This is a genomic window from Microbacterium rhizophilum (assembly GCF_039605615.1).
In the GTDB taxonomy this organism is placed as follows: Bacteria; Actinomycetota; Actinomycetes; order Actinomycetales; family Microbacteriaceae; genus Microbacterium; species Microbacterium rhizophilus.
In genome coordinates, this window is the sequence record NZ_JBCNUN010000002.1 from 482,384 (window position 1) to 502,313 (window position 19,930).

Below are 19,930 nucleotides of genomic sequence, written 5' to 3' on the forward strand. Positions count from 1 at the left end.
CGCTCCTGCGACGGCTACTCCTCCGCGCCGCGCGGCGTGCCCATCTGCGTCGCGAGCACCGACACGTCGGAGCCGGTCTCCTGCCACGACGAGAATCGACGGCCGTACATCAGGCCGTCCTGGCCCAGCAGGCGCACGGAGGAGTCCTGCGTGCCGAACTCGATCGAGGTGATCCCCGGGGGCGCGTCCGACCGCTCGCTGGGCCCGCCGACCTGCTGCTCGATCGCGTACCAGGTCTGGCCCGAACCCGACACGATGCCCACGCGGGCATCCTCGATCCAGGCGATCGAGACGCCCGGCTCCGGCAGCGTCGTCAGGCGCATCGCGCCGCCGAGCCCGGTGGGACGGCCGTCGCGGTCGCGCCGCACGCTCGCCACGACCGCGACGTGCTGACCGCCCGTCGTGATGAGCGCGGCGATCCGGGAGCCGTCGCGGGACATGGCCATCTCCCGCACGCTCGTCGCCTCGGGCCAGGCCCCGTCGAGTGCGGACGGTTCGAGATCCGGATCCCACGTGGTGATCGCGTCCGGCTCGTCGGCCGGGACCGTCCAGATGTAGCCGAACGGATCGATCATCGGCGGGATCAGCCCGTCCCGCGCGCTGTCCAGCGCGTCGGGACTGTCGGACGTCACGCGGTAGACCACGCCGGTGGACTGCTGCACGGCCGCCACCGACTGGTCGGGCGACACCGCGATCGACTGGATCGTGCCCTCCATGTCCTGGAGCTCCCGGCTCAGTCCGTCGATCGGCGTGAGCTCGGAGCCCGACAGGAAGCCGAACTCCCCCGCGCGCAGCACGAGCGCGCGCGGGTCTGGGCGCGTCTGCGCCGTGGGGATGGGCTCGACCTGCACGGGCGAGTCCTCGCCCTCGATCGTCACGCGCACCGCCTGCACGTCGGCGTTCGTGAGGCTCGCCTCGAGCTGCGTGACCATCCGCCCGAGCGCGGTCGGATCCGCCCCCGACGCGACCGCGTTGAGCCCCACGTGCGCGACCTGATCGCTGTCGACCGGCACGGCGTCGGTCTGCAGGTCGATGTCCTGTGCGAAGGCGCTCGCGACCGCGCCCGCGAGCCACGGGCTGGGGGCGCCGTTGACGAGCTCCCGCACGATGTACGTCGCGGTGTTGCCGCTCGCCGGGAACCAGCGCACGTCCCGCACGAGGTACGTCCAGGTGGGATCGAAGTACGCCAGCTGATGGTCGCTGTACACGTCGGGGAAGTTCTGGCGGTCGAGCACGATGCCGTCGGGCGCCTCGACGATGCGCCATTCCCCGTCGTCGCGCTGCGCGAGCCGGAAGCCCAGCTCGACCGCGCCGGAGGACGAGGACGTGTAGCTGCCGTGCTCGTCCACGGTCGCGGTGGGATCGACCGTGAGCGTCACGGCGTCCTCCGAGGCGGTGTACCGCCGGTCGTCAGCGACGTCCACGAGCACGCCCGCCTCCGGGCGCCAGGTCTCGGCGAGATCGCCCGCGAGGTACAGCCGCGCGGTCTTCCAGCTGTCCAGCGGCGAGATGGCCGCCTCGATGAAGCCCGTCACGATCTGCTCGGGCGTCGCGCCCCGCGTCGGGGCGCCCGCGAAGTACTGCGGCGGCGGCTCCTCGGGGGCGGCTCCCGGCTCGAGCCCGGCTCGCACCTCTCCGGACGTCGCGAAGCTCGTGCAGCCGGCGAGCGCCAGGATCAGCGCGAGGAGCAGCACGCCCGTCCGGCCGCGGCGCAGGATCGCCTCGGGGCCCGTCATCGCGCATCCCCCTTCTCCGGGTGGCGGGCGCCGACCCCGTCGATGTCCCGCAGCTCCCGCACCTCGCCGACGTCGGCCAGGCCCTCGGTCTCGGCGACGTCGAGTGTCAGGATCGGCTGCGTCAGCCCCAGCGCCGCGTGCAGCGACTCGTCCGACGGCTCCAGCGGCACGGGCGACTCGAGCTCCGGCAGTGCGGCGCCGTGCTCGGCCCGTGGGAGCGTCAGCACGAAGTTCGTGCCGCCGCCCAGCTGCGACCACACCGCCAGCGTGCCGCCGTGCAGCCGCGCGTCGCCCAGCGCGATCGACAGCCCGAGCCCCGTGCCGCCGAGCGTGCGCTTGCGGGAGGGATCCGCGCGCCAGAACCGGTCGAACACGCGCTCGGCGTCGTCCGGCGACATCCCCAGGCCGTAGTCGCGCACCCCCACGGCCACGGCGACCGGGTTGCTGTCCACCGTGACCACGATGGGCCGGCCCTCGCCGTGCTCGATCGCGTTGCCGAGCAGGTTGCGCAGGATCCGCCGCACGCGCCGCGGGTCCATGTCGACCGGCGAGTAGCCGCCGGGCGCCACGAAGCGCAGCTCCGTGCCGTGCTGCTCGGCGACGTGGCGCATGGATTCGAGCTCCTCCTCCGCGAGGTGCGCGAGGCTCGTGGCCTCCAGCTCGAGCTGCACGGATCCGGCGTCGTAGCGGCTGATCTCCAGCAGGTCCGTGAGGAGCTCCTCGAAGCGGGCGACCTGCGTGTAGAGCAGCTCGGAGGCGCGCGCCGTGGCCGGGTCGAACTCCCCGCGCCGGTCGTTGATGATCTCGGCCGCGAGCCGGATGGTCGTCAGCGGTGTGCGCAGCTCGTGCGACACGTCGGACACGAAGCGCTGCTGGACGAGCGAGAGCTCGGCCAGCTCGTGGATCTGCGACTCGATGCTGTCGGCCATGCCGTTGAACGAGCGCGCCAGCGTCGCCAGCTCGTCCTCCCCGTGCACCGGGATGCGCACCTTGAGGTCGCCCGAGGCGAGCCGCGCGCTGGTGCCCGACGCCTCCACGATGGGCGACACGAGCGAGCGCGTCACGAGCCACAGGATCGCCACGACGATCAGCACCATCGCGATGCCCGAGGCCCACAGCGTGCGCTGCACGAACAGCAGCGTCTCGGTCTCGTCGGCCAGGTCGTACGCGAGGTACACCTCGTACGGGCCCACCGCCGGCACGCGCAGCTGCTGGCCCACGATGATGCCCGCGACCTCCTGGCCGTCGGCCTGCGTCATGCCGATCGACTGCCACCACTGCGACTTGGGCTGCGTCTGCACGCGCTCGCGAAGACCCGGGGTCACGGCCTCGGCCGCGAGCCCGCCGTAGCCGAAGTCCGGCGGCGCGAGCGCGGCGGGGGCGTCGTCGATGCGGAAGCCCGCGATCTGGTCGGTCGACGCCAGGCGGCGGACGTCCGCGAGCACCGAGCTCCACAGCACCTGCATCTGGGCGCGGCTGCCGGCCACCTCGGCCGAGTCGAGCGTCTGCTGCGCCTCGGTGACGGCGCGCGAGGCGTCGGCGAGGACCTCGTCGCGGCGGTTGTCGAACAGGTCGTTCTGGATCGCCAGCGCCATCCACAGGCACGCGACCGTGATCGTGATCGCGGTGAGCGCGGTCGTGATCAGGATCGTCCGGAACTGCAGCGACCGGTTCCACAGCTGCAGCGCGACGACGGGCCACGTCCGCGGCGAGCGCCACGCGAACAGGGCGGGAGTCGCTGCGGGAGGCATGGCCGCTAGGACGCGGCGGCGTCGGAGACCGCGCCGGCGCGGTAGCCGACGCCCCGCACCGTGGTGACGATCCGGGGGTTGTCGGGATCGAGCTCGATCTTGGCGCGCAGCCGCTGCACGTGCACGTTCACGAGGCGCGTGTCGGCCTTGTAGTGGTAGCCCCACACCTGCTCGAGCAGCTCCTCGCGGGAGAACACCTGCTGCGGCTTGGACGCGAGGGCGACGAGCAGCTCGAACTCGAGCGGCGTCAGCGCGATCGGGCTCGGCCCGCGTCGCACCTCGTGCGCCGCGACGTCGACCGTGAGGTCGCCGATCCGCAGCACGTCGTTGGTGGCCTCGGTCGCGGGGCGCAGCCGCGTGCGGATGCGCGCGACGAGCTCCTTCGGGTTGAACGGCTTGACGATGTAGTCGTCCGCGCCGGCCTCGAGGCCGCCCACGACGTCGTTCGTGTCGGCGCGGGCCGTCAGCATGATGATCGGCACGCCCGACTCGGCGCGGATCTCGGTGCAGATCTCGGTGCCGTCCTTGCCGGGAAGCATCAGGTCGAGCAGCACCAGATCCGGGCGCTCCTGCCGCCAGGTGTCGACGGCGAGCTCGCCGTCGGCGCAGAACAGCGTCTCGAAGCCCTCCGTGCGCAGCACGATGCCGATCATCTCGGCGAGGGCGGTGTCATCGTCGACGACCAGGATGCGGGCGGTCATGGGGGGCGAAGATCCTTTGCTTCGAGATCCGCGAGGGAACGTCAGATCCCGATCAGCCTAGACGACCGTCCCCTTGTGTAACGATGGGGACGACACGCGCCGGCGGCTCGCGAAGGGGATCGATGTCTCAGGGAACCACGTGGCGACCGGCATCGCGCGCCGGGCTCGTCCCGCTCTACCCGTTCGGCTTCGGCACGGCGCTGGGGCGCTCATTCAGCGCGCTGCGCGGCAACCCGAAGGTGCTGCTGGGCTTCGCCATCGGCGTGCAGACGCTCGCCTCCATCGTCGGTCTCGCGATCATCGCGGGCGTCACGGCCCTCACCTTCAGCCGCCTGGACACCGTCGTGGAGAACTCGGACGAGTTCGACGCGATCATGGCGGGATCCGTCGCGATCACGATCGTCGTCGGGATCCTGATCACGCTCGTCCTGACGGCGCTGAGCGTCGTGGTGCAGGGCGTGGTCGTCGCCGAGGTGTCGCGAGCGGTGGTCGGCGAGCGCGCGACGCTGCGATCGCTGTGGGCGCTCGTCCGCCCGGTGTTCTGGCGCCTGACGGGCTACTTCGCCCTGCAGCTCGTGGCGGTGCTGGTCGTGGTCGCGATCATCTTCGTGCCGGTCGTGCTCGGCGGCGCGACCGAGCAGTGGGGCGTGATGCTGGTGGCGCTGCCGCTCGGCCTCGCGGCGATCCCCCTGTGGGCGTGGCTCGGCACCAAGCTCTATCTCGTCCCGTCCGCGATCGTGCTGGAGCAGGCGGGGCCGATCCGCGGCATCCGCCGCTCGTGGATCCTCACGCGCGGCCGCTTCTGGCCGACGTTCGGCGTGATGATCCTGATCTCGGTCATCATGGGCGTCGCCTCGAGCATCGTCTCGGCGCCGCTGCAGCTGGTCTCGACGTTCCTGCCGACGGTGCTCATGCCCTTCGGCGAGAGCACGACGGATCCGGGCCCCGGGATCGGCGTCTTCGTCGCCATCAGCCTGCTGAGCGCGGCGCTGCAGCTGCTCGTGTCGGCCATCGGGACGATCGTGTCGGGCACCGGCGGGGCGCTGATGTACATCGACGCGCGCATGCGCCGCGAGGCCCTGGACCTGCGGCTGCAGGCCTACGTCGAGCAGCGCGAGCTCGGATCCACGGCGCTGCCGGATTCGTGGGCGTACGACCCGTCGTACGCCGGGTACGCCGCACGGCCGGCCTGGACGCCGCCGCCGCAGCAGTTCGCGCCGCAGCCGTACCCGCAGCCGGGCTACGCGGGCCAGCCGCCCTACCCGCCGCAGCAGGGGTACCCGCCGTACCCGCCGCAGCAGGGGTACCCGCCGTACCCGCCGCAGCAGGGGCACCCGCCGTACCCGCCGCAGCAGCCGCCGCACCCGTACCCGCCGAACGGCGGGTCGTGATCACAGCGGTGCTCGCGAGCGCGCCCGTGCTGGTCTCGGCCGTCCTCGATCCGGATCGCGACGACGCGCGGGAGTGGGCCGAGCGGGAGCTGGCCGATCCCGTGTACGCGGCCGCCGAGCCCACGCCGTTCGACCGGATCGCGCAGGCGATCGGCGACTTCCTCGAGGGTCTGCTCGCTCCGCGCGGCGACGTGGAGTGGAGCCCCGTGCTCGCGGTCGCGGCGATCGTGATCGCGCTCGGGCTCGTGGTCGCGGCCGTGCTGATCTGGGGCCGTCCGCGGCTGGCGCACCGCGCGGCCGAGCGGTCGTCGCTGCTGTTCGGCGAGGCCGAGGGCCGCACGGCCGCGCAGCTGCGGGCCGGCGCGGCGGCGAGCGCCGCGACCGGCGACTGGGATGAGGCGATCGTGCTGCGGTTCCGCGCCCTGGCGCGCGGCCTCGAGGAGCGCGGCATCCTGGAGGCGCCGCCCGGCACCACCGCGCGAGGGCTCGCCCGCCGCGCGGAGCATGCCTTCCCCGCGCACGGCGAGGGGCTCGACGCCGCGGCGCGCGCATTCGACGACGTGCGCTACCTGCGCCGCCGCGGCACGGCCGAGCTGCACGCGGTCGTCGCCTCGCTCGACGACGATCTCGTCCGCGCGACGCCGGCGCGCGCACCCGAGGCGGTGCTGTCGTGACCGCCGCCATGGACGAGCGGGCCACGGATCCGGATCCTTTCGCCCCCGACGTCGCCGAGCGGCGGGAGCGCCGCCGCGGAGCGCTCGGCTGGATCGCGCTCGGCGTCGTGGTGCTGCTGCTCGGCGGGGGCCTGTCGCTGCTCGCCGTGCGCGACTGGACGGCGCGTCCGCCCCTGGATCCCGACGGCCCGGGCGCCGACGGGGCGCGCGCGATCGTGAGCATCCTCCGCGATCAGGGCGTCGAGGTGCTCACGACGACGCGACGCGCCGAGACGCGCGAGCTGCTCGACGCCCGCACGACGCTCGTGCTGACGGATCCGTGGACGCTGTCGCACGACACGATCCGGGACCTCGTGGACGCGGCCGGCGACACGGTCGTGCTGGACGCGGACGGCGACGTCGTCGACCTGCTGGTGCCGGGTGCGGCGAGCGCCGGCTACGGCTCCGGCCCGGTCGCGCCGGGGTGCGCCCTCCCCGCCGCGCGCCGCGCGGGTGAGATCGAGCCCGGCCGGGCGTTCACGGCGCCCGCCGGGGCGGAGGGCTGCTACCCGGTCGCCTCCGGCTTCGCGCTGCTGCGCGTGGCCGGCGGGGCGGGGCACGTCACGATCCTCGACGGCACCGTGCTGTTCGGCAACGCGCACCTCGCAGAGCAGGGCAACGCCGCGCTGGGCCTCGGGCTGATCGGCTCGCACGACCGCGTCGTCTGGTACGTGCCCACGCTCGCCGACGCCGAGGACGGCACCGCCGCGGCCCCCACGCTCGGCGACCTCGTGCCGCCGTGGGTCACGCCCGCGATCGTGCTGCTGCTGCTCGCGGGCCTGGCCGCCGCGCTGTGGCGCGGTCGCCGCTTCGGACCGCTCGTCGCCGAGCGGCTGCCCGTCACCGTCCGCGGCAGCGAGACGCTCGAGGGCCGGGCCCGCCTCTACTCCCGCTCGGCCGAGCCCGCGCACGCGGCCGACCTGCTGCGCGCGGGCGCCGCCGCGCGCATGGCGCGCCGCCTGGGCCTGCCTCCCGATTCCGCGCCCGCCGAGGTCGCCGACGCGGCCGCCGCGCGACTCGGCGCGCCGACCGACGTGACCCGTGCGATCCTGACCCATGTCCCGTCCACCGACGCCGAGCTGGCCGTCTTCGGCCGGCGCCTGCGCGACCTCGAGCACGCCGTCGACGCGGCCCGTGCCGACGGGCGCGCCTGACCCCTCGTCCCCGCCTCCGAGAGGAACCCGTATGGAGAACCCCGCCGACGCCCCCGCGACCGGGCAGGCCGAACCGCGCGCCGACGCGCTCCGCGAGGCGATGCACCGCGTGCGCCTCGAGGTCGGCAAGGCGGTCGTGGGACAGGACGGCGCCGTCAGCGGCCTGCTCATCGCGCTGCTCTCGCGGGGCCACGTGCTGCTCGAGGGCGTGCCGGGCGTGGCCAAGACGCTGCTCGTGCGCACGTTCAGCCGCGCGCTGGGGCTCGACACGAAGCGGATCCAGTTCACGCCCGACCTCATGCCGGGCGACGTCTCGGGATCGCTCATCTACGACGCCAAGGCCGGCGAGTTCGAGTTCCGCGAGGGGCCGGTGTTCACGAACATCGTGCTCGCGGACGAGATCAACCGCACGCCGCCGAAGACGCAGGCCGCCCTGCTCGAGGCCATGGAGGAGCGCCAGGTGTCCGCCGACGGCGTCACGCGCCCGCTGCCCGATCCGTTCCTCGTCTGCGCCACGCAGAACCCCGTCGAGCACGAGGGCACGTACACACTGCCCGAGGCGCAGCTCGACCGGTTCCTGCTGAAGCTGCTGATCGACGTGCCGCCGCGCGACGCCGAGGTCGCGGTGCTGCGGCGCCACGCCGACGGCTTCACGCCGCGCGAGCTCGGCGGGGTCGTCCCGGTCGTGACGGCCGAGGAGATCCGCGCGGCCCAGCGCTCGGCCGCCGCCGTGACCGTGACGGACGACGTGCTGGCGTACGTCGTCGACCTCGCGCGCGCCACGCGACAGAGCCCGTCCGTGCAGCTCGGCGCCAGCCCGCGCGCATCGACCGCGCTGCTGGCGGCCGCCAAGGCCTGGGCCTGGCTGGGCGGCTACCCCGCGATCACGCCCGACCACGTGCAGGCCATGCTGGTGCCCGTCTGGCGCCACCGCATCCGGCTGCGTCCGGACGCCGAGATCGAGGGCGTCTCGGTCGACGCCGTGCTGAACTCGGTCGTGCAGCAGACGCCCGTGCCGCTCTGACCGGCGCCGCATGTACGTCACCGCGCTGCTCCCCTGGGTCGTCGCCGCCGGCCTGATCCCGCTCGTGCCGCTGAGCGCCCTGGGCGCGAACCCGTGGCTCGTGCTGGCCGCGTGGCTGGTGCTGTGCGCCGCGCTGGTCGCCGCCGACGTGCTCGCCGCGCCGGATCCGCGCGTGCTCGCGCTGCAGCGGACGTTCCCGGGGCGCGATGCGGGCACGGGTCCCGCGCGGGCGCGGCTCGGCGAGCGCGTGGAGCTTCGCCTGCGCCTCGTGAACCGCGGCCGCCGCCGCATCCGCGCGACCGTGCGCGACGCGTGGCAGCCCACGGCGGGCGCCCCCGCGACGCGGCTCCGGTTCGACGTGCCGCCGCACGAGTCCCGCGCGGCATCGATCCCGCTGCTGCCCCGGCGCCGCGGCGAGCTGCGCACGGAGTTCGCCGTCATCCGGTCCGCGGGCCCGCTGGGGCTCGCGGGCGTGCAGCGGCGGATGGACGCGCCCGGCGCCATCCGGATCCTGCCGCCGTTCCACTCCCGGCGCCACCTGCCCTCGCGCATCGCGCGGCTGCGGGAGCTCGACGGCAACACCAGCGTCCAGGTGCGCGGCCAGGGCACCGAGTTCGACTCCCTGCGCGAGTACGTGCGCGGCGACGACGTGCGCTCGATCGACTGGCGTGCCACCGCGCGCGCCGGCAGCACGATGCTGCGCACCTGGCGACCCGAACGGGACCGCCACGTCGTGATCGTGATCGACACCGGCCGCACGGCGGCGACCCGCGTGGGCGACGGGACCCGGCTCGATGCGGCGTTCGAGGCCGCGCTGCTGCTCGCCGCCCTCGCGGCGCGCGCGGGCGACCATGTGCACCTCGTGGCCTTCGACCGGGTCGTGCGGGCGCGGGTGACCGGCGTCGACGGCACCGCGCTGCTGCCCGCGCTCGTGGACGCGCTCGCGCCCGTCGAGGCGCAGCTCATCGACACCGACTGGGACGGGGCCTTCGCGCAGGCGCGCGCCCTGGCCCTGCACCCGTCGCTGCTGGTCGTGCTCACGGCACAGGAGGCCCCGGACGCCGCCCGCGGCTTCCTCGGCGCCCTGCCGCAGACGGTCCGGGCGGGCACGGTCGTCCTGGTCGGCGCCGCGACCGACGCGGACCTCGAGGCGACCGCGCGCGGCGGCGGATCCGTCGACGACCTCTACCGGGCCGCCGCCGCGGAGGCCGCCCTGCGCACCGCGGCGGGCGTCGGCCGCGCGATCGCGCGCGCCGGCGCGGAGGCGCTCGCGGCGTCGCCGGACGATCTGCCCCCGCGCATCGCCGACCGCTACCTCGCGCTGAAGGCCGCGGGGCGGCTCTGATGGCCCCCGGCGCCTGATCCGTCACATTCTTTGCAGGATCCTCATGCCGCTGACAGCATGCAGGAGGGTACGACGACGAGAGGAACCCCCATGTCCGATCCGAAGCCCGAGCTCCCCGTCGAGCCGACCGAGCTCGCGCACACCCCGCCGGCCGCGCCGGCCACGAGCGCGAAGCTCGTCGCCGAGGCGTTCGGCACGCTCCTGCTGGTGTTCGGCGGCGTCGGCACGGCGGTGTTCGCCTCGAACCACTTCACCGACACGCCGGCGGCGGTGTACACCGCCGTGGCTCTCGCGTTCGGCCTCACGGTCGTGGTGGGCGCGTACGCGTTCGGCCCCGTCTCGGGCGGCCACTTCAACCCCGCCGTGACGCTGGGCCTGGCCGCCGCGGGACGCTTCCCGTGGCGCGAGACGGGCGGCTACATCGCGGCGCAGGTGGTCGGCGGCGTGATCGCCACCACGCTGCTCGTGCTGATCGGGCTGTTCGGTCCCGCGAACTGGCTGACCACGGCCCAGGACGGCGGCTTCGCCAGCAATGGCTGGGACAACCTCTCCCCCGCCGGCTTCGGCATGGTCGCCGCGATGATCGCCGAGCTCCTGCTCACGGGCCTGTTCCTGCTCGTGATCCTCGGCGTCACGCATCCGACCCGCGGCACGCCTTTCGCGGGCCTCGCGATCGGCCTGACGCTCGCGCTCATCCACTTCATCAGCATCCCCGTCGACAACACGTCGGTGAACCCCGCGCGCTCGATCGCCGCCGCGATCTACGGCGGCGGCGAGGCGCTCGCCCAGCTGTGGGTGTTCCTGCTGTTCCCGATCGCGGGCGCCATGCTCGCGGGCCTCGCCTACCGGTCGCTGTTCGACGGGGTGAACGTCTCTTCCTAGAGGATCTCGCACGCAGCGCCCGCGCGGCACGCCCGCGCGTCGCGGCGCGCGTCAGCCGGCGACGAGCGTGGGGGTGCCCGCCTCGTACTCGGTGAGGTCGCCGGTCTCGCCGGCACGGGCCGCGCGGCGGCCGAGGTACAGCATCCAGAACAGCAGGACGCCGAGCGCGAGCGCGCCGATCCCGATCTTCAGCCACCACGGCCAGGGCTGACCGGTCACGAAGCCCTCGACGGAGCCCGCCAGCGCGAGCGCGAGCACGAGGCCGATCGCGACGCTCGCGAGCGCGCGTCCCTCGGCGGCGAGCGCGGCGCCGCGCGTGCGGGCGCCGGGCGCGACCCACGCCCAGAAGGTGTGCAGGCCCGCGGCGACGGCCACGAAAACGCACGTCATCTCGAGCAGCCCGTGCGGCAGGATGTACAGGATCATCACGTCCAGCCGGTCGTACGCCGTCATGACGGCGGCGGCGGTCCCGAGCCCGACGGCGTTCTGCAGCAGCACGTAGAGCGGGAAGATCCCTGTCACGCCGAACAGCACGGCCTGCGCCGCGATCCAGGCGTTGTTGGTCCACACCATGCCCGCGAACACGGCGGCGGGGTTGTCCGTGTAGTAGTCGGTGAACTCGTGCTCGGCGTACCGCTCGAGCTCGGCCTCGGGGCCGAGGGCCGCGATCAGCGCGGGATCGCCGGAGATCCATGCGGCGGAGACCGCCACGATCGCGACGAACGACAGCGCGATGGCGAGCGTCGTCCAGCGCACGCGGTACAGCGCCGCCGGCAGCTGGTGCAGGAAGAAGCGCGGCAGCTGGCGCAGCACGTTGTCGGAGGCGCCCGTCAGGGCGAGCCGCGCGCGCGACAGGATGGTCGACACGTGATCGCCCTGCGGCGAGCGGCCGGCCGACGTCTTGATGTCGGCGAGATCCGCCGACGCCGCCTGGTAGCGCGCCACCAGCTCGTCGACCTCGGGGCCCGTCAGCCGGCGCCGCTGGGAGAGCTCGTCGAGGCGCGCCCATTCGGCCCGCCGTGCGGTCGTGAGGGCGTCGAGGTCCACGTGATTCACTGTACGCATGTCGACCGACGCCGTCCCCGCGATGACGCCCGCCGCCCCGCCCCGGCGCCCCGGCGTCGTGGTGGTCGAGCACGACGAGGTCCTCACGGGCGAGGCCGTCGCGCTCGACGTGCAGCCGATCGGTCTCATCCTGCGCGTGGCGGGCGCCGTGATCGACATCGCGGCGACGCTCGCGGTCTTCCTGCTGGTCGTCCTCGCGATGGTGGGGCTGCTCGATGCGGGCGTGCTGTCCGAGAGCGTGATGCAGATCCTGACGATCGCGACGCTGGTCGTGCTGCTCGTGATCGTCCCCACCGCGATCGAGACCGTCACGCGCGGCCGCAGCCTCGGCAAGCTCGCGGTCGGCGGACGCATCGTGCGGATCGACGGCGGCGCGATCTCGTTCCGCCACGCGTTCATCCGCGCGGTGCTCGGCGTGCTCGAGGTCTACTTCACGGTGGGCGGGCTCGCACTGCTGGTGGGCGCCTTCACGCCCCGCTCACAGCGCCTGGGCGACCTCGTGGCCGGGACGTACGCCGAGCGCACGCGCACGCCGAAGCTGCCGCCGCGCGAGATCGCCCTGCCGTACGGCCTGGAGCACTGGGCGTCGATCGCGGACGTCGGACGCCTGCCGGATCACCTCGCGCGCCGCATCGCACGGTTCGCCGCGGGCGCCGAGAGCATGCACCCCGGGGCGCGCGTGCGCGTGGCCGAGGATCTCGCCGCGCAGGTGCGCCCGCACGTCTCCCCCGTGCCCGCGGTGGATCCGGAGACGCTGCTGCGCGCGGTCGTCGCGGTCCGCCGCGGCCGCGAGCTGCATGCCATCACGGTCCGCGCCGAGCGCGTCGCCCGCCTCTCCCGCTGACTCGAGCGCGCCCGACCCCGAACCCGAGCCCGAGCCCGAGCCCGAGCCCGAGCCGACGGCGGCTCACCGCAACCCCCGTGCGAGCGAAGCGAGCGTGGAGCGAAGCGAATCGCGGGCGCGAAGCGCACGCCTCCCGACGGAGCGAAGCGACGGCGTCTCGAACGCGGAGCGGCGCCGCGAAGCGGTGCCCGACGCGGTCGAGGGCGAGCGCAGCGAGCTAAGAGAGGAGGGTCTCGTGCCGCACCACGGTCCAGCCTTGCGGCACGGACAGCCGGTCGGTGTGGATCGCGCAGAGGTCGTGGGCGTGAGGGTCGTTCGCGGCGCCCAGGGGGCCGACAGCCGCCATCTGGTCGCCGTAGTCGTAGGTCAGGGTGGTCACGGCCTCACGGGCGCAACCCACCTTCGAGCACACTCTCTCACGCATCCCGTTCACCCTACGTTCCGGGTGCGAGAGCGCCGCCTCGCCTCGCCGGGGGAGGTCAGAAGAAGCGGAAGCGGTCGGGGCCGAGGTCCCACGGGTCGCGGTCGAGGTACTCGGCCGCCGCGCGGAACACCTCGCCCTCGATCATCATGCGGCGCTGCACCTCGTCGACGCGGTGCAGGCGGTTCAGCCGCTCGATCGGGATCCGGTGCATCACGATGCGGCGCCGCTCGCGGTCGATCGTCCAGCGCGGGATGCCGTCCTCGTCGGCCTCGCGCGGCAGCCGGCCGATCTCGAAGCTCACATCGCGAAGCTCCGGCCATGCGCCGCGCAGGTACTCGGCGGCGCCGCCGACCGCGACGTCGAAGCGCTCGAGGCGCGTGTCGATCGGCGGCAGCGGGGGTCGGACGACCGGGCTGCGGCCGAGGCGTCCGTGCCGGCCGTGCCGCGCCGCGGCGCCGCGCGCCGCGGGCCGCCGTGACCGTCCCCAGAGCGCCATGCCCCCAGCCTACGCAGGATCGGGAGCCGCGCCCGCGACGCGCTACGGGTAGACGACCACGGGGCGCGGGTGGGCCGCATCCGGCCACAGCGCGATCGACGCCAGCGCCGACTCCCCCGCGAAGCCGATCGACGCGTGCACGGCCTTCGCGCCCGGGTCGATCGTGTACAGCCGGCCGCCGTCCACGTCGATCACGGTCGTGTCCCCCGCGGCGACGTCGAAGTCCTGCGGGTCGTCGCCCTGGCCCGCGACCGACACCGTGATGTCCTCGTCCGAGGGGTTCGCGATGCTGAGCGCCGCGTCGTCGCCCTCCGGCACGGCCGCGAGCGTGGCCTCCGTGATCGCGGGGGTCGCGGTGTTCCAGGCGAAGTCCGCGTCCTCACCGAAGCCGGTGGTCTGCCAGACGGCGGCGACGAGCGGCGCGTCCGCCGTCACCGTGACGGTGTAGTCCCCCTCGTCCAGACCGCCGAGGTTCACCTCCGCGGGGGCACCGCCCTTCAGGGGGACCGGCTCGGGGTCCCGCGCGGGCGATCCGCCGCTGCCGGCCTCGGTCACGGTGATCGTGGCGGTCGTGTCCGACTCGGACAGCAGCCGCGCGATCGTGGCGGCTCCCTCGGTCTCGGCCGCGTCGCCGACGACCCGCAGGCCCGGGATCACCTGGGTCGTCGCGGGACGGACGGCCGACTGGGTGTCGATCCCGCCCGGGTCGAGCGTGCGCACGAGGCTCGACTGCAGGCTCGCTCGCACGGGCGCGCCGGTCGCGGTGATGCGCAGCACGGGGCTCTGCTCGCCGTCCGCCAGGCCCGCGAGGGGCAGCGCGACCTGGGTGCGCGCGGGGACCGGGATGGCCTCCGCCCCGGGCGGCGTGACCGCACCCGCGACGCCGTACACAGTGACCTGCACGGTCGCGTTGACGTCCCCGGGGTTGGCGATGAGCAGGATGCCCGTGGTGCCGGTCTCGGTGTCGCCGCCGGCGATCCACGATTCCATCTGCGGCGGACGACAGGCCGACGCCGTGAAGCCCGCGAGGTCCGCGTCGTCGAGCGTCGCGGAGGAGGCCGCCGCGGCGGACACGGGCTCGCGGCCAGAGGGGCGCTGCACGTAGCGGGTGGCCGCGGCCTCGCCCTCGATCGTCGGCTGCGCGATCGCGTCCGACTCGGGCTCCTCGCCGCGGTCGTTGCCGACCGTCGTGGTCGCGGCGGCTGCGACCGACAGCGCCGACGCGTTCTCCGCCGAGCGGCCCAACGCCAGCACGGGACCGTCGCACGCGAGCACCGTCTCGGCCGGGGCCGGCGTGACCTCGAGCGCGGCGGGCGGCGTCGACACCGCGGGCCACGGCACCGCGGCGGCGGCCGTGACGGCCACGACGGCGCCCACCGCCGTGACCGTCCCGAGGATCAGGCGCGCGCCGAGCGTGCCCTGGGCGCCGGTGATCTCGATGCGTCCGATCTTCACGCGTCCGTCCTCTCGTATCCGCGACCCACCACCCGGGGCGTGCGCCGGGCCTCCCGGCGCGAGGCGAACGTCGGCACCGCCAGCAGCAGCGCCACGAGCAGCGCGACGCCCTCGGTCGTCGCGATCCAGCGCGCCGTCGCGACCTGACGCTCGTCGAGTGCGGGGCGCGGCGCCGGGTCGGCGTCGAGGCGCCACAGCACGCCCTTCGCGGTCTCGCCCACGCGCACGAAGCCCGCGCGCTGGTCGATGGCGGTGATGGCGTCCAGGCGGCGCGTGCGCGCGGCATCCGTCTCGTCCGGCCCGGTCTCGCCCGCGGTCAGCAGCACGAAGCGCACGCCGGCCTCGCTCAGGCGGTCCTGCACCCGGCCCGAGCTCGCGCTGACGAGGTCGCTCGCGATCTCCGCGAGGAGGCGGTCCGCCACGTCGGCGACCGGATCCGTCGCCTGCAGCGTCGACTGGCCGCCGAGCGTCTCGCTCGCGCCCCACACGAGGCGCGTGCCCACGCCGCCATCCGGCTGCGCGGTCAGCACCAGCGTGCCGAGGTCGCGCTCGTCCGCGGCGCGCGCCGTGACGTACGCGGGAAGCGTCGAGGCGGGGCCGTTGGTCAGCTGGGCCTCGTCGCGCGCGACCGCCGTGAGGGCGGGCACGGCGACGGCCGCGACGCACACCACGGCCAGCACGGCCGCGAGGCGTGCCGCGACGCGCGGCCGGATCCCCGCGTCGAGCGTGACGGCGGCCGCCGCCACGACGCCGAGCCACGCGAGGCTGAGTCCGGTGCCCGGCCAGACCGGCACCGGTGCGGATCCGCTCGCGGAGACCTGCACGCCCGAGACGAGGTGGGCGCCGACGAGCCCCGCGGTCGCGATCACGACGGCGCCGATCCCGGCCCGCCAGCGGGGCGTGAGGGGCGCGGCCAGCGCGAGCAGCGCGAGCGGGACGAGCAGCAGCGGCACCCAGGCGGCCGAGGGGTCGGCGGCGCCCAGCCACGAGAGCATCGCGCCCCAGCCGCCCGGATCCGCGGTCGGGAAGCCGGTGGCGAGCAGCAGCGGTCCCGCCGCCTCGGTGCCGGGCCACGGCCGGCCCGGATCGGCCAGCAGCGCCCAGGGCGTGCCGCGCGAGAGCTGGGCCCGCACGAGCGGCAGGAAGAACACGGCGCTCGGGATCACCAGCCACAGCACGCGCGCGAAGCCGCGCCGCAGCCGGAACGCGATCGACAGCAGCAGCGCGAGCACCCACAGCAGCGCGAGGGCGGGAGCAAGCGACGGCGCGGAGGCGAGCACGCCGATCAGCAGGATGGACGCCGCGCCGGACGCGCCCCACGACCGGTGCGCGACGGAGGCGGTGAAGAACAGCCACGGCAGCAGCACGTGCAGCAGCACCGCGGCGGGCCGGCCCTCCACGAGCGCGACGAGGAACGTGGGGGCCAGCGCCCACGCCACCGCGGCCGTCACGCGCACGCCGGAGCGGTCGGACACGCGCGTCGCCGCGAACCACCCGCCGAGCACCGCGAGGGGCAGCGCGAGCACCCAGAGGATGACGAGCGCGAACGAGGGATGCGCGGGCGACAGCGAGCCGAGCACGGCGACCACGGCCGCGAACGGATCGGCGGGTCCGACGGCGTCCAGTCCCGTCGCGCGGTGCCCATACCCGACGTCGGCCCACAGGCCCGCGAGCGTGTCGCGCAGCGGAAGCAGCCCGCCCCCTCCGAGCACCGGCCAGGCCAGCAGCGGCAGGAACGCGGCGACCGAGACCACGAGGGCCGCCAGCACGGCCCAGGCGCCGCCACCGGAGAAGAAGCGCAGCTCGCGCCGGACCACGGGCTCGCCGCCGTCCGGATCCTGGTGCTCGCGCAGCTGGGCGCTGGTCGCCCGCAGCGGCGCGATCTGGGCCCAGGGCCCCGTGCGCACGGCGCGGATCTCGCGACGCGAGCGCGAGATGGACGGGATCCGGGCCATCACGGTCGACGCGGCGGCCCACTCGGCGGGCACGCGCGCGGGCGCCTTGGCGATGAGGTGCAGGATCGTGTGCCACAGCGCGAGCGGCAGCAGCGACAGCCAGTGCAGAGGCACCGCCCACGCCGGCGCGTACGCGAGGCGCCGGTGCAGCTGCGCCGTGCGGATCGCGTACTCGCGCGCCATCGGGCGCTCCGAGATGCCGGCCATGCCGCCCACGGGGGCGTGCACGCGCGCGCCGGGGGCGAGCGCGACGCGCCGACCGCCGAGGCGGGCCCGCACGCCCATGTCGAGGCCCTCGTCCGCGCCCGCCAGCGCGGGATCGGGAAGCAGGTGGGCGCGCGCGTCGCCGCGCAGCAGCATGCCGCGCAGATCGGCGCCGAGCACGTCGTCGGGGCCGTCGTGCTGGCCCTGGTCGTACTCGCCGCTCGCGAGCGAAACGGTGCGGCCGAAGCGGGTCATGCTGACGCCGAGCGAGATGATCACCGACGGGTCGCGGGCGTCGACGAGCTTGGGCGCGGCGATCGCGACGGAGGGCGCGCGCTCGAGGGCGGCGGACAGCGCCGCGAGCGCCCCGGGCTCGGGTTGCGTGTCGTGCGCGAGCAGCCAGACCGCGCGCCCCTCGGGCACGCGGGCGGCGGCGAGGCGCACGGCCGACGCGAACGACGTGCCGGCGGGAGCCTCGATCGCGCCCTCGGCGCCGGACGCGTCGATCTGGGCGCGCATCCGCTCCGCGGAGCCGCAGACGACGACGGTCAGGGCGTCGACGGGGCGCTCCTGCGCGCGCAGGGCGGCCAGGGTGCGTTCGAGCTGGGCGGCGGCCTCGGGGGTGGCGCGCGCGACGAGGATGGCGTGTACGGCAGGCGGCATGACGCGGGCCACTCTAAGCGGGCGTCATCCGGGATCCGGCGGCACGCGCCGGAAACCCCAAGACTGCGGCGAGGCGACGGAACACGAACCGACTCCGCGCGCGACGCGGTCATCTCCACTCGCCCACGGCTCGCTCGATGACGGGTGGTGGAGACACCGATGTCCCCCGTGTCACCGGGCGGGAACAGCCATCCCATGCGCAAGCGCACCGACGGGCTCGAAGCCGCTCACCGATGCAAGCGGATCATCTCGACTCGCCTGCGGCTGGCTCGATAACCGGCAGTGCGAGCCGTGCGAGCGAAGCGAGCGTTGAGCGAAGCGAATGCCGACCATCTCACGGACGCGACGCCCGTCGCGGATGGAGCCTGCGACAGCCATCGATTCGAGAGTGCCCACGCGAAGCGTGGGCGCGAGCGATCGATCACGCCCGCCTGCACTACCCCGCGAAGCGGGGATCAGGAAGCCGCGCGCTTGATCTTGCGGCGCTCGCGCTCGCTGAGGCCGCCCCAGATGCCGAAGCGCTCGTCGTTCTGCAGCGCGTACTCGAGGCACTGGTTGCGGACGTCGCACGAGGTGCAGATGCGCTTGGCGTCGCGCGTGGAGCCGCCCTTCTCGGGGAAGAACGCCTCGGGGTCGGTCTGAGCGCAGAGCGCGTCGCTCTGCCAGGCGAGCGCGCTGTCCTCTTCGGGCTGCGGCGCGCGGACGCCGGGAACGCCCAGGTTGACCGGATCGACGAACCAGTTGTCCGGAACGCCGGAACGGTACTGCGATGAGGACATTTCGCTCTCCCACTCCTCTGGCCCCGCCGGGCGATGTCGTGGAAGTAATTACACCCGTGTCATTCGCAAAGATCAAGCCGCAGATCGTAAAGCCTCAACCGAGACATGAACCTTCATTGACGCGCCTCGGCGTGTCGCACCCGGCGTGTCGCGCTTCATCAGGCGGCGGATTCGACCCCGGCCGCGGGCGCGTGACCGGGCTGCGCGATGAACGCCTCGCCGGTCCCCGAGATCCGGACCTCCGGCTCATCCGGCGTCACGAACACGGCGCGTCCCGGCGCGAGCTCGATCGCGGCGTGCGCCCCCTGGACGACGACCGAGCCGACGGTCGCGAGCACGATGAGCGGGCCGGTCGGGCGGATCGCGGCGTCCGCCTGCTCGGACACGCGGGCGCGCAGCAGCGCGAAGTCCGGCACGTCGGCGGGGAACGCCTCCACGCCGCGCGTGCCGTTGTCGGCCGCGACGGGGAGCACCACCGGCACGGGCCCGGGCGTGGGATCCAGGATGCGCAGCAGCTCGTCGACGTCAATGCGCTTCGGGGTGAGCCCGCCGCGCAGCACGTTGTCGCTCGCGGCCATGAGCTCGACGCCGAGGCCGGAGACATACGCGTGCAGCATGCCGGCGCGGAGGAACACGCTCTCGCCGCGGTGCAGCACCACGAAGTTCATCAGCAGCGCGACGACCACGCCCGGGTCCCGCGGGTACCAGACGGCGAGGCGGCGCGCGTTGGCGAGCTCGGCCGCGAACTCGGTCGACTGCGCGTCGGCGAGCGCGCCGATGACCGCATCGACGAGGTCCTGCGCATCGCCCGACAGCAGCCACCCGATCGTCGCCGCGAGGCCCTCCGTGTCGCCGACCCGGCGCCGCAGCGGTTCGGCCGGCTCCCCGAGCGCCTCGAGCAGGCGGGCCGTGGCGTCCAGCTCGCGCAGGCCGCACAGGGCCTCGAAGCGGTCCGACAGCGCCACGATCATCTCGGGCTTGTGATTGTCGTCCGCGTAGTTGCGCGCGACCTCTGCGGGCAGCGACGCCTCGCGTGCGAACGCCTCCTCGGCCTGCGCCTTGGACGGGTGCACCTGGATCGACAGCACGGACGAGGCCGCGAGCAGCTTGAGCAGGTACGGCAGCCGTCCCGCCACCCCGTGCGCGGCGCCCTCGTCGGCGATCCAGCGGTCGAGCGTGAGGCCGGATCCGTCCGCGAGATCGGACGGGTCGGACGGATGGTCCCCGAACCAGATCTCGGCCTCGGGATCGTCCGCGGCGGGGCGTCCCTGCAGGGCGGCGATCAGGGAGCGCGACCCCCAGGCGTAGTCGCGCGGAGCGTTGGCAATCGGTACGAGCACGACCCCAG

Annotated in this window: 17 protein-coding genes; 7 read left to right on the top strand and 10 right to left on the bottom strand. The window is 74.5% G+C overall.

The features are described 5' to 3' along the window. Nucleotides 1-14 precede the first annotated feature (14 nt). Genes AAD528_RS06175 through mtrA form a run of 3 tightly spaced genes read right to left on the bottom strand, consistent with a single transcriptional unit; the run spans nucleotide 15 to nucleotide 4,188 of the window. Entirely contained in the window at nucleotides 15-1,736 is a 1,722-nt protein-coding gene (locus AAD528_RS06175) for an LpqB family beta-propeller domain-containing protein (protein WP_345751171.1), read from the bottom strand. After that, entirely contained in the window at nucleotides 1,733-3,487 is a 1,755-nt protein-coding gene (gene mtrB / locus AAD528_RS06180) for an MtrAB system histidine kinase MtrB (RefSeq protein WP_345751172.1), read from the bottom strand. Before mtrB ends, AAD528_RS06175 begins: the two co-directional genes overlap by 4 nt. Before the next feature lie 5 nt (nucleotides 3,488-3,492). Beyond that, entirely contained in the window at nucleotides 3,493-4,188 is a 696-nt protein-coding gene (mtrA, locus tag AAD528_RS06185) for an MtrAB system response regulator MtrA (RefSeq protein ID WP_345751173.1), read from the bottom strand. A 122-nt stretch (nucleotides 4,189-4,310) separates the two neighbouring features. Between mtrA and AAD528_RS06190 the strand changes: the two genes are divergently transcribed. The 6 genes from AAD528_RS06190 (at nucleotide 4,311) to AAD528_RS06215 (ending at nucleotide 10,697) form a co-directional block, all read left to right on the top strand. Further along, on the top strand, nucleotides 4,311-5,579 hold the full coding sequence (locus AAD528_RS06190) for a DUF7847 domain-containing protein (RefSeq protein WP_345751174.1): 1,269 nt from the start codon (nucleotides 4,311-4,313) through the stop codon (nucleotides 5,577-5,579). After that, nucleotides 5,576-6,253: a DUF4129 domain-containing protein gene (locus tag AAD528_RS06195; RefSeq protein ID WP_345751175.1), complete on the top strand. Its 678-nt coding sequence runs from the start codon at nucleotides 5,576-5,578 to the stop codon at nucleotides 6,251-6,253. The genes AAD528_RS06190 and AAD528_RS06195 overlap by 4 nt, the downstream gene beginning before the upstream one ends. Continuing rightward, complete coding sequence (locus tag AAD528_RS06200; RefSeq protein ID WP_345751176.1) at nucleotides 6,250-7,446, top strand: DUF4350 domain-containing protein; 1,197 nt, start codon at nucleotides 6,250-6,252, stop codon at nucleotides 7,444-7,446. Before AAD528_RS06195 ends, AAD528_RS06200 begins: the two co-directional genes overlap by 4 nt. Before the next feature lie 31 nt (nucleotides 7,447-7,477). After that, complete coding sequence (locus tag AAD528_RS06205) at nucleotides 7,478-8,470, top strand: AAA family ATPase (protein WP_345751177.1); 993 nt, start codon at nucleotides 7,478-7,480, stop codon at nucleotides 8,468-8,470. Between the two features lie 10 nt (nucleotides 8,471-8,480). Beyond that, complete coding sequence (locus AAD528_RS06210; protein ID WP_345751178.1) at nucleotides 8,481-9,815, top strand: DUF58 domain-containing protein; 1,335 nt, start codon at nucleotides 8,481-8,483, stop codon at nucleotides 9,813-9,815. Nucleotides 9,816-9,905: 90 nt separating this feature from the next. Continuing rightward, nucleotides 9,906-10,697 (top strand): aquaporin, encoded by a 792-nt coding sequence (locus AAD528_RS06215; RefSeq protein ID WP_345751179.1) that lies wholly within the window; start codon nucleotides 9,906-9,908, stop codon nucleotides 10,695-10,697. A gap of 51 nt (nucleotides 10,698-10,748) precedes the next feature. On the opposite strand, the gene AAD528_RS06220 is transcribed toward AAD528_RS06215, so the two are convergent. Then, nucleotides 10,749-11,744 carry a stage II sporulation protein M gene (locus tag AAD528_RS06220; protein ID WP_345751180.1) on the bottom strand — a complete coding sequence of 332 codons (996 nt, stop codon included), beginning with the start codon at nucleotides 11,742-11,744 and terminating at the stop codon, nucleotides 10,749-10,751. A 16-nt stretch (nucleotides 11,745-11,760) separates the two neighbouring features. On the opposite strand from AAD528_RS06220, the gene AAD528_RS06225 reads away from it, so the two are divergent. After that, the gene (locus AAD528_RS06225) at nucleotides 11,761-12,606 is read left to right on the top strand and encodes an RDD family protein (RefSeq protein WP_345751181.1); all 846 of its coding nucleotides are present in this window, start codon (nucleotides 11,761-11,763) and stop codon (nucleotides 12,604-12,606) included. 217 nt (nucleotides 12,607-12,823) lie between these two features. Here AAD528_RS06225 and AAD528_RS06230 read toward each other — a convergent pair whose 3' ends face one another. The 6 genes from AAD528_RS06230 to manA form a co-directional block, all read right to left on the bottom strand. Then, nucleotides 12,824-13,030 carry a DUF3499 family protein gene (locus tag AAD528_RS06230; protein ID WP_345751182.1) on the bottom strand — a complete coding sequence of 69 codons (207 nt, stop codon included), beginning with the start codon at nucleotides 13,028-13,030 and terminating at the stop codon, nucleotides 12,824-12,826. A 55-nt stretch (nucleotides 13,031-13,085) separates the two neighbouring features. Continuing rightward, nucleotides 13,086-13,526 (bottom strand): hypothetical protein, encoded by a 441-nt coding sequence (locus AAD528_RS06235; RefSeq protein ID WP_345751183.1) that lies wholly within the window; start codon nucleotides 13,524-13,526, stop codon nucleotides 13,086-13,088. A 42-nt stretch (nucleotides 13,527-13,568) separates the two neighbouring features. Further along, a complete protein-coding gene (locus tag AAD528_RS06240) occupies nucleotides 13,569-14,981 on the bottom strand; it encodes a DUF5719 family protein (protein WP_345751184.1) in 1,413 nt (470 codons plus the stop codon). Beyond that, complete coding sequence (locus AAD528_RS06245) at nucleotides 14,978-17,803, bottom strand: glycosyltransferase (protein ID WP_345751185.1); 2,826 nt, start codon at nucleotides 17,801-17,803, stop codon at nucleotides 14,978-14,980. The genes AAD528_RS06240 and AAD528_RS06245 overlap by 4 nt, the downstream gene beginning before the upstream one ends. A 455-nt stretch (nucleotides 17,804-18,258) precedes the next feature. Next, nucleotides 18,259-18,582, bottom strand: coding sequence for a WhiB family transcriptional regulator (locus tag AAD528_RS06250; protein WP_345751186.1), 324 nt, complete (start codon nucleotides 18,580-18,582; stop codon nucleotides 18,259-18,261). Nucleotides 18,583-18,740: 158 nt separating this feature from the next. Continuing rightward, nucleotides 18,741-19,922 carry a mannose-6-phosphate isomerase, class I gene (gene manA / locus AAD528_RS06255; protein ID WP_345751187.1) on the bottom strand — a complete coding sequence of 394 codons (1,182 nt, stop codon included), beginning with the start codon at nucleotides 19,920-19,922 and terminating at the stop codon, nucleotides 18,741-18,743. Nucleotides 19,923-19,930 lie beyond the last annotated feature (8 nt).

What these genes read in the sequence shown, in the direction of transcription:
- mtrA (WP_345751173.1), bottom strand. Translation starts at nt 4,188, where the DNA reads ATGACCGCCCGCATCCTGGTCGTCGACGATGACACCGCCCTCGCCGAG.
- AAD528_RS06205 (WP_345751177.1), top strand. Translation starts at nt 7,478, where the DNA reads ATGGAGAACCCCGCCGACGCCCCCGCGACCGGGCAGGCCGAACCGCGC.
- AAD528_RS06175 (WP_345751171.1), bottom strand. Translation starts at nt 1,736, where the DNA reads ATGACGGGCCCCGAGGCGATCCTGCGCCGCGGCCGGACGGGCGTGCTG.
- AAD528_RS06235 (WP_345751183.1), bottom strand. Translation starts at nt 13,526, where the DNA reads ATGGCGCTCTGGGGACGGTCACGGCGGCCCGCGGCGCGCGGCGCCGCG.
- AAD528_RS06245 (WP_345751185.1), bottom strand. Translation starts at nt 17,803, where the DNA reads ATGCCGCCTGCCGTACACGCCATCCTCGTCGCGCGCGCCACCCCCGAG.
- AAD528_RS06250 (WP_345751186.1), bottom strand. Translation starts at nt 18,582, where the DNA reads ATGTCCTCATCGCAGTACCGTTCCGGCGTTCCGGACAACTGGTTCGTC.
- AAD528_RS06210 (WP_345751178.1), top strand. Translation starts at nt 8,481, where the DNA reads ATGTACGTCACCGCGCTGCTCCCCTGGGTCGTCGCCGCCGGCCTGATC.
- AAD528_RS06225 (WP_345751181.1), top strand. Translation starts at nt 11,761, where the DNA reads ATGTCGACCGACGCCGTCCCCGCGATGACGCCCGCCGCCCCGCCCCGG.
- AAD528_RS06215 (WP_345751179.1), top strand. Translation starts at nt 9,906, where the DNA reads ATGTCCGATCCGAAGCCCGAGCTCCCCGTCGAGCCGACCGAGCTCGCG.
- AAD528_RS06190 (WP_345751174.1), top strand. Translation starts at nt 4,311, where the DNA reads ATGTCTCAGGGAACCACGTGGCGACCGGCATCGCGCGCCGGGCTCGTC.
- AAD528_RS06230 (WP_345751182.1), bottom strand. Translation starts at nt 13,030, where the DNA reads ATGCGTGAGAGAGTGTGCTCGAAGGTGGGTTGCGCCCGTGAGGCCGTG.
- mtrB (WP_345751172.1), bottom strand. Translation starts at nt 3,487, where the DNA reads ATGCCTCCCGCAGCGACTCCCGCCCTGTTCGCGTGGCGCTCGCCGCGG.